Genomic DNA, 8,874 nt, shown 5'->3' with positions numbered 1-8,874 from the left:
GCGACAAGCCAACGAAGCGGCGACACCGATGCGCCGCGGTCGCCCACTGGGTGGGCTCCTACAAAATGCAGGCAGCACCCCATTTGCGCGATGTCCTCTGTAGGAGCGCACCCAGTGCGCGACAAGCCAACGAAGCGGCGACACCGATGCACCACGGTCGCCCACTGGGTGCGCTCCTACGAGAAGGCAGTAGGCCCGGCAAAAAAGAAGGGCGGCTTGCGCCGCCCTTCCCTGTTTCTTTCAACGAACGACCGGCTTACGCGGTGACCGTATCGGCCACTTCCTGGTAGTCGGCGATCTGGTTGAAGTTCATGTACTTGTAGATCTTCTCGCCATTGGCATTGATCACGCCGATGTCCGCCATGTACTCCTGCTTGGTCGGGATGCGGCCCAGGCGCGAGCAGATCGCGGCCAGCTCGGCCGAGCCCAGGTACACGTTGGAGTTCTTGCCGAGGCGATTGGGGAAGTTGCGGGTGGAAGTGGAGAACACCGTGGCGCCCTCGCGCACCTGAGCCTGGTTGCCCATGCACAGCGAGCAGCCCGGCATTTCCATGCGGGCGCCGGCGGTGCCGAGCACGCCGTAGTGGCCTTCCTCGGTCAGCTGCTCCTGGTCCATCTTGGTCGGCGGAGCCACCCACAGGCGGGTCGGGATGTCGCGCTTGCCTTCCAGCAGCTTCGACGCCGCGCGGAAGTGACCGATATTGGTCATGCACGAACCGATGAACACTTCATCGATGGTGGCGCCGGCCACGTCGCTGAGCGTCTTCACGTCGTCCGGGTCGTTCGGGCAGGCCACGATGGGCTCGTGCACGTCGGCCAGGTCGATCTCGATGACGGCGGCGTATTCGGCGTCGGCATCGCGCTCCAGCAGCTGCGGGTTGGCGAGCCAGGCTTCCATCGCCTTGATGCGGCGCTGCAGGCTGCGCGGGTCCTTGTAGCCCTGGGCGATCATCACCTTGAGCAGCGTGATGTTGCTGTTCATGTATTCGATGATCGGGGCCTTGTCCAGGTGCACCGTGCAACCGGCGGCGGAACGTTCGGCCGAGGCGTCGGACAGCTCGAACGCCTGCTCCACCTTCAGGTTCGGCAGACCTTCGATCTCGAGGATGCGGCCCGAGAAGATGTTCTTCTTGCCCTGCTTGGCGACGGTCAGCAGGCCCTGCTTGATCGCGTACAGCGGAATCGCGTTGACGAGGTCACGCAGGGTGACGCCCGGCTGCAGCTCGCCCTTGAAGCGCACCAGCACGGATTCGGGCATGTCCAGCGGCATCACGCCGGTGGCGGCCGCGAAGGCCACCAGGCCCGAACCGGCCGGGAACGAGATGCCGATCGGGAAACGGGTGTGGCTGTCGCCGCCAGTGCCCACGGTGTCGGGCAGCAGCATGCGGTTGAGCCACGAATGGATCACGCCGTCGCCCGGGCGCAGCGAGATGCCGCCACGGGTGCTGATGAATTCCGGCAGCGTGTGGTGGGTCTTCACGTCCACCGGCTTCGGATAGGCAGCGGTGTGGCAGAACGACTGCATGACGAGGTCGGCGGAGAAGCCCAGGCAGGCCAGATCCTTCAGCTCGTCGCGGGTCATCGGGCCGGTGGTGTCCTGCGAACCCACCGAGGTCATCTTCGGCTCGCAGTAGGTGCCCGGGCGCACGCCCTGGCCTTCCGGCAGGCCAACGGCGCGACCGACCATCTTCTGCGCCAGCGTGTAGCCCTTGCCGGTGGCGGCCGGCTGCTGCGGCAGGCGGAACAGCGTGGAGACCGGCAGGCCCAGCGCTTCGCGCGCCTTGGCGGTGAGGCCGCGGCCGATGATCAGCGGGATGCGGCCACCCGCGCGCACTTCGTCGAACAGCACGTCGGACTTCACCTGGAACTCGGCGATCACTTCACCGTTCTTCAGCGCCTTGCCTTCATACGGGCGCAGCTCGACGACGTCGCCCATTTCCATCCTGGAAACGTCGAGTTCGATCGGCAGCGCGCCGGCGTCTTCCATCGTGTTGTAGAAGATCGGGGCGATCTTGCTGCCCAGGCACACGCCGCCGAAGCGCTTGTTCGGGATGAACGGGATGTCTTCGCCGGTCCACCACAGCACGGAGTTGGTGGCCGACTTGCGGCTGGAACCGGTGCCGACCACGTCACCCACGTAGGCCACCAGGTGACCCTGCTTCGCCAGATCCTGGACGAGTTGGATCGGGCCGCGCTTGCCGTCTTCTTCCGGCTGGAACGGCGCGCCGTCGCGCTTGTTCTTCAGCATGGCCAGCGCGTGCAGCGGGATGTCCGGGCGCGTGGTGGCGTCGGGCGCCGGCGACAGGTCGTCGGTGTTGGTTTCGCCCGGCACCTTGAACACGGTGATGGTCAGGCTCTGCGGCACTTCCGGCTTGCTGGTGAACCACTCGGCGTCGGCCCAGCTCTGCAGCACGGCCTTGGCGTTGGCATTGCCCTTGTCGGCCTTTTCCTTGACGTCGTGAAAGGCATCGAACATCAGCAGCGTGTGCTTGAGCGCATTCGCGGCGACGGTGCCCACCTGTGCGTCGTCGAGCAGTTCGATCAGCGGATGGATGTTGTAGCCGCCCAGCATGGTGCCAAGCAGCTCGGTGGCCTTCTCGCGCGAGATCAGCGCGCTCTTCTCGGTGCCGAATGCCACGGCCGCCAGGTACGAGGCCTTGACCTTGGCCGCATCGTCCACGCCAGCCGGCACGCGGTGGGTGATGAGGTCGACCAGGAAGGCTTCCTCGCCCGCGGGCGGATTCTTCAGCAGCTCGATCAGGTCGGCGGTCTGCTGGGCCGACAGCGGCAGCGGCGGGATACCCAGCGCGGCGCGCTCGGCAACGTGTTGGCGGTAGGCGTTAAGCATGTGATCTCGTCCGGTGAACAACGTAAGGGGCAGCGAGCGATGGCTTGCACCACCGCGGCGGATTCGCCCAGGGGAGGTTCCGCGTGGCCGCTACCGGCGCTCGACAAGGCATGAAACCCTGTCGCCACGCCGCTTTGGGGCGGCATGACAGCCCCTTATTTTGCCAGCCGCGACACAAGCGCCGCAACGCAAGACAACGCTTCCGGCAGCGTTCGAAATCTTGCAATGGGAACATGGCGCAATCCCCGATCGGGTCTCTTGCACCACCCCCGTTTTGGCCCAAACTGGGTGCAGTGCCCGGGCATTGGAGAGAAAAGGTCCACCTCAGTTCCCACACTCGTCATTCCGGCGCAGGCCGGAATCCAGTCGCGTTCCTGGCCGTTTTTCGCGATGACCTTCAAGGCCCGACCTGGTGCGATAACCGTGGCGTGGTCGTTACTGGATTCCGGCCCGTGCCGGAATGACGGCCGTGAAGGGCGAGGCCATCCTTGCAATTCCCCTCACGTTCCGTGCCTTAGGATCCCCAAGTTACGCCCCCGCGCGTTCGCCAGACTCAAGCAACAGGAGTTAGCCCATGCTGGATTCATTCGCCACCCGCGACACCCTCACCGTCAACGGCAGCCCGTACCAGATCGCCAGTCTCGCCAAGCTCGGCCAGCGGTTTGACCTCAAGACCCTGCCTTTCTCGCTCAAGATCCTGCTGGAGAACCTGTTGCGCCACGAAGATGGCGTCAACGTCACCGCCAAGGAAATCGAGGCGGTGGCCCGTTGGGACGCCAAGGCCGAACCCGATACCGAAATCGCCTTCATGCCGGCGCGCGTGGTACTGCAGGACTTCACCGGCGTGCCCTGCGTGGTCGACCTCGCGGCCATGCGCGACGCCGTGGTGAAGCTCGGCGGCGATGCCAAGCAGATCAATCCGCTGGCGCCGGCCGAACTGGTGATCGACCACTCCGTGCAGGTCGACGTCTATGGTTCCGAGGCTGCGCTCGAGCAGAACGTGGAGATCGAATTCCATCGCAACCAGGAGCGCTATTCGTTCCTGCGCTGGGGCCAGAAAGCGTTCGACAACTTCAAGGTGGTGCCGCCGCGCACGGGCATCGTGCACCAGGTGAACCTGGAGCATCTCGCCCGCGTCGTGTTCACCGCGAACAAGGACGGCCAGCCGTGGGCCTACCCCGACACCGTGTTCGGTACCGACTCGCATACCACCATGATCAACGGCATCGGCGTGCTGGGCTGGGGCGTGGGTGGCATCGAGGCCGAAGCGGCCATGCTCGGCCAGCCGTCCTCCATGCTGATTCCGCAGGTGGTGGGCTTCAAGCTCACCGGCAAGCTGTCCGAAGGCGTCACCGCCACCGACCTCGTGCTCACCGTCACCCAGATGCTGCGCAAGCTCGGCGTGGTGGGCAAGTTCGTGGAATTCTTCGGCAGTGGCCTGAAGCATCTCGCGTTGGCCGACCGCGCCACCATCGGCAACATGGCACCGGAATACGGCGCGACCTGCGGCATCTTCCCGATCGACCAGGAAGCACTGAACTACCTGCACCTGTCCGGCCGCAGCGAGGAACAGATCAAGCTGGTCGAAGCCTATGCCAAGGCGCAGGGCATGTGGCATGACGAGAACGCGGTGGAGCCGCGCTTCACCACCACCCTGGAACTCGACCTGGCCGACGTGAAGCCTTCGCTGGCCGGCCCCAAGCGCCCGCAGGATCGCGTGCTGCTGGAAGGCGTGCAGAAGAGTTTCCAGGATGCCGTCGGCCCGCTGACCGCCAACCGTCGTCCGCGCAACGCCGAAACGGCCGACTTCATCGCCGAAGGCGGCTCGGCGGCGATCGGCAACCCCGCCAACGACATCACCGACGGCGGCGTGCGCGTGGAGAAGGACGGCGCGTCCTTCAAGCTCGGTGACGGCGCCGTGGTGATCGCCGCGATCACCTCGTGCACCAACACCTCCAACCCCAGCGTGATGCTCGGCGCCGGTCTCGTCGCGAAGAAGGCCGCCGCCAAGGGGTTGAAGGCGCAGCCTTGGGTGAAGACCTCGATCGGCCCGGGCTCCAAGGTGGTTACCGACTACCTGGAAAAGACCGGCCTGCTGAAGGAGCTGGAAAAGGTCGGCTTCTACATCGTCGGCTACGGCTGCACCACCTGCATCGGCAACTCCGGCCCGCTGCCGGTGGAAATCAGCAAGGGCATCGCCGAGGGCGACCTCGCGGTGGCGTCGGTGCTCTCGGGCAACCGCAACTTCGAAGGCCGCGTCCATCCCGAAGTGAAGATGAACTATCTCGCTTCGCCGCCGCTGGTGGTCGCCTATGCGCTGGCCGGCACGCTGGACATCGACCTCACCAGGGAGCCGCTGGGCACGGGCAGCGACGGCAAGCCGGTGTTCCTCAAGGACATCTGGCCGACCAACAAGGAAATCTCGGACACCATCGCCGGCGCCATCAATCCGCAGATGTTCGAGAAGAGCTACGCCGATGTGTTCAAGGGCGACAGCCGCTGGAACCACATCGCCTCTCCGGATGGCGACGTGTACAGGTGGGACGACTCCACCTACATCAAGAACCCGCCTTACTTCGAAGGCATGAGCAAGGAGCCGGGCACGGTCGAGGACATCCACGGCGCACGTGTGCTGGGCCTGTTCGGCGACTCCATCACCACCGACCACATCTCGCCCGCCGGTTCGATCAAGAAGGACAGCCCCGCCGGCCGCTTCCTGATCGGCAAGGGCGTGGACCCGAAGGACTTCAACTCCTACGGCTCGCGCCGCGGCAACGACGATGTGATGGTGCGCGGCACCTTCGCCAACATCCGCATCAAGAACCTCATGCTCAACGGCGTCGAAGGCGGCTACACCCTGCACGTTCCCTCGGGCGAGCAGCTGGCCATCTATGACGCGGCCATGAAGTACAAGGCCGAGAAGACGCCGCTCGTGGTCATCGCCGGCAAGGAATACGGCACCGGCTCTTCGCGCGACTGGGCCGCCAAGGGCACGTTGCTGCTGGGCGTGAAGGCGGTGATCGCGGAGAGCTTCGAGCGCATCCACCGTTCCAACCTGGTCGGCATGGGCGTGTTGCCGCTGCAGTTCGAGGACGGCCAGAACGCGCAGTCGCTGGGCCTGACCGGCAAGGAGACGTTCGACGTCGTCGGCCTGGACGGCGGCGAGTCGAAGACCGCCAAGGTCACCGCCACCGGCGCCGACGGCAGCCAGAAGACCTTCAAGGTGAAGGTGTTGCTGCTGACGCCGAAGGAACGCGAGTTCTTCCGCCACGGCGGCATCCTGCAGTACGTGCTGCGCCAGCTGGCCGGGAAGAAGACCGCGGCCTGAAGCCACGCCTGTTCGGGTAGAAGGAAAATGCCGCCCGTTGGCGGCATTTTCTTTTGTCAGCGTCGCGTGCCCTTCCATTCTTCATTTGCAGGAGGGCACCCTGTGCGCGACCGCGGGCTCACGGCGTTACCGCTCCGTAGGTTTGTCGCGCACTGGGTGCGCTCCTACAGAAGAGCTGGCGCACACGGTTTCGCCTCACCTCCCCAAATGTAGGGGCGCACCCTGTGCGCGACCGCAGCCTCACAGCGTCACCGCTCCGTCGGCTTGTCGCGCACTGGGTCGCGCTCCTACAGAAGAGCCGGCGCCTCGCAGTTTCGCCTCGCCTCCCAAATGTAGGAGCGCACCCTGTGCGCGACCGCAGCCTCACAGCGTCACCGCTCCGTCGGCTTGTCTCGCACTGGCCCCCGCCAAAGGCCGAGCTCGACAGCGCCCTACGCAGACTTCCAGGTGGCCGAATAGCAGCGCCATTCGCGCCCGTCCTTCCGCCACGCCGTCTCCACTTCGTATACACCGATCTGCGCGGGCAGCAGCTTGCCCCCGCTGGTCAGCGTGACGGTGAAGCGCGCGACATAGCGGTCGCCTCGCGGCTCGACCGTCACCGGGCCGGTAAGCGCATGAATCGTCTCGCCCCGGAACGCGGCCGCACGGAGCATGCCGAGCAACTGGCGTCGTTCCAGTTCGCCGTTGTTGCCGGTGAAATCGTCGGTCATGACGTCGCCCAATGCAGACGCGTCCACCTGCTCGGCCGCGTGCTGGGCGGTTTCGATACCGTGGCGCACCCGACTTTCGTCGGGCGTGCGGTGGCAGGCCGCGAGACCCAGCGCCAGCACGGCGCAAAGCAGTGGTTTCATAAGCAGTTTTTGCACGGACGTTCCCCCGGAATCTCGCTGCGGCGCGGCTTGCCGCTATACGCGAGCGTATGCTCCAATGCCGCGTCGCCATCTTGCCCCAGCCGTGCCACCATCACCAACGGGCCGAACAACGAAGGAGCTTTGGATTCCACATGAGCAATGAGCGTCCGTGGCTGGCCCACTATCCGGAAGGCGTCCCCGCGCAGATCGACACCAACCAGTACGCCTCCGTGGCCGCCGTCGTGGAAGAAGCCTTCGAGCGCTTCCGCCAGCGCCCCGCCTTCGCCAGCTTCGGCAAGCAGCTCAGCTACGGCCAGATCGATGAACTGAGCCGCCAGTTCGCCGGCTATCTCACCGGCGTCCTCAAGCTGGCCAAGGGCGATCGCATCGCGATCATGATGCCCAACGTCCTGCAGTACCCCATCGCCCTGTTCGGCGCGCTGCGCGCGGGCATGGTGGTGGTCAACACCAACCCGATGTACACCGCGCGCGAACTCAAGCACCAGCTCGAGGACGCCGGCGCCAAGGCCATCGTGGTGCTGGACAACTTTGCCGCCACGCTGCAGCAGGTGGTGGCCGAGACGGAAGTGAAGCACGTCATCACCACGGGTATCGGCGACCTGCTCGGCCTCAAGGGCGTGGCCATCAACTTCGTGCTCAAGAACATCAAGAAGATGGTGCCGCCGTACAGCATTCCGCACGCGGTGCGTTTCCGCGATGCGCTGTCGCAGGGTGCCTCGCACCCGTTGCCGAAGGTGCAGCTGGGCCACGACGACATCGCCTTCCTGCAATACACCGGCGGCACCACCGGCGTGGCCAAGGGCGCGATGCTCACGCACGGCAACATGGTGGCCAACATGATGCAGGCAGGCGCGTGGATCGGCGCCAACGCCAAGCCCGGCGAGGAAGTGATCATCACCGCCCTGCCGCTGTACCACATCTTTTCGCTCACCGCGAACGGACTGGTGTTCATGCGCCTGGGCGGTCTGAACTGGCTGATCACCAACCCGCGCGACATGCCCGGCTTCGTCAAGGAACTCAAGCAGTCCAACTTCACCGCACTCACCGGCGTCAATACCTTGTTCAACGGCCTGCTCAACACGCCGGGTTTCGCGGAACTCGATTTCTCGCGCCTGCACCTGAGCCTGGGCGGCGGCATGGCAGTGCAGCGCGCGGTGGCCGAGCGCTGGAAGAAAGTGACCGGTTGCACCCTGGTCGAGGCCTACGGCCTGACCGAGACCTCGCCGGCGGCGTGCATCAATCCGCTGGATCTCAAGGACTACAACGGCTCGATCGGTTTGCCGATCCCCTCTACCGACGTCGCCATCTGGTCCGAGGAAGGCCAGCCGCTGCCGATCGGCGAAGTGGGCGAGCTGATGGTGCACGGTCCGCAGGTGATGAAGGGCTATTGGCAGCGTCCCGAGGAAACCGCCAAGGTGCTGGGATCCGACGGCTGGCTGCACACTGGCGACATCGCCCGCATGGACGAGAGCGGCTATGTCTACATCGTGGACCGCAAGAAGGACATGATCCTGGTGTCCGGCTTCAACGTGTACCCCAACGAAGTCGAAGACGTCGTCATGCAGCACCCCGGCGTGGCCGAGGTGGCCGCGATAGGCATACCCGACGAACATTCCGGCGAAGTGGTGAAGCTGTTCGTGGTGCGCAAGGACCCGAAGCTCACCGTGGAAGAACTCAAGAAGTTCTGCCACGACAACCTCACCGGCTACAAGCGCCCGAAGTTGATCGAGTTCCGCGACAGCCTGCCCAAGAGCAACGTGGGCAAGATCCTGCGCCGCGAGCTGCGCGACGAAAAGAAGCCGGCGGCTGCCCACGGCTGAGCGCAA

4 protein-coding genes are annotated in these 8,874 nt (G+C 65.2%); 2 read left to right on the top strand and 2 right to left on the bottom strand.

Annotation, left to right across the window (positions count from 1 at the left end; genetic code table 11):
- Nucleotides 1–256: 256 nt before the first annotated feature.
- The gene (locus tag JMF82_RS17175) at nt 257–2,848 is read right to left on the bottom strand and encodes a bifunctional aconitate hydratase 2/2-methylisocitrate dehydratase (RefSeq protein WP_201315772.1); all 2,592 of its coding nucleotides are present in this window, start codon (nt 2,846–2,848) and stop codon (nt 257–259) included.
- A gap of 574 nt (nt 2,849–3,422) precedes the next feature.
- Between JMF82_RS17175 and acnA the strand changes: the two genes are divergently transcribed.
- Nucleotides 3,423–6,176 carry an aconitate hydratase AcnA gene (acnA, locus tag JMF82_RS17170; RefSeq protein ID WP_201315771.1) on the top strand — a complete coding sequence of 918 codons (2,754 nt, stop codon included), beginning with the start codon at nt 3,423–3,425 and terminating at the stop codon, nt 6,174–6,176.
- 431 nt (nt 6,177–6,607) lie between these two features.
- On the opposite strand, the gene JMF82_RS17165 is transcribed toward acnA, so the two are convergent.
- Nucleotides 6,608–7,027, bottom strand: coding sequence for a nuclear transport factor 2 family protein (locus JMF82_RS17165; RefSeq protein ID WP_201315770.1), 420 nt, complete (start codon nt 7,025–7,027; stop codon nt 6,608–6,610).
- Between the two features lie 152 nt (nt 7,028–7,179).
- On the opposite strand from JMF82_RS17165, the gene JMF82_RS17160 reads away from it, so the two are divergent.
- On the top strand, nt 7,180–8,868 hold the full coding sequence (locus JMF82_RS17160; protein WP_201315769.1) for a long-chain-fatty-acid--CoA ligase: 1,689 nt from the start codon (nt 7,180–7,182) through the stop codon (nt 8,866–8,868).
- Nucleotides 8,869–8,874 lie beyond the last annotated feature (6 nt).

Origin of the sequence: Dyella sp. EPa41 (genome assembly GCF_016586165.1) — a bacterium.
In the GTDB taxonomy this organism is placed as follows: domain Bacteria; phylum Pseudomonadota; class Gammaproteobacteria; order Xanthomonadales; family Rhodanobacteraceae; genus Dyella.
The sequence above is the reverse complement of the archived record's forward strand: the minus strand, read 5'-3'. Positions and strand labels throughout refer to the sequence as shown.

What these genes read in the sequence shown, in the direction of transcription:
- acnA (WP_201315771.1), top strand. Translation starts at nt 3,423, where the DNA reads ATGCTGGATTCATTCGCCACCCGCGACACCCTCACCGTCAACGGCAGC.
- JMF82_RS17175 (WP_201315772.1), bottom strand. Translation starts at nt 2,848, where the DNA reads ATGCTTAACGCCTACCGCCAACACGTTGCCGAGCGCGCCGCGCTGGGT.
- JMF82_RS17165 (WP_201315770.1), bottom strand. Translation starts at nt 7,027, where the DNA reads ATGAAACCACTGCTTTGCGCCGTGCTGGCGCTGGGTCTCGCGGCCTGC.
- JMF82_RS17160 (WP_201315769.1), top strand. Translation starts at nt 7,180, where the DNA reads ATGAGCAATGAGCGTCCGTGGCTGGCCCACTATCCGGAAGGCGTCCCC.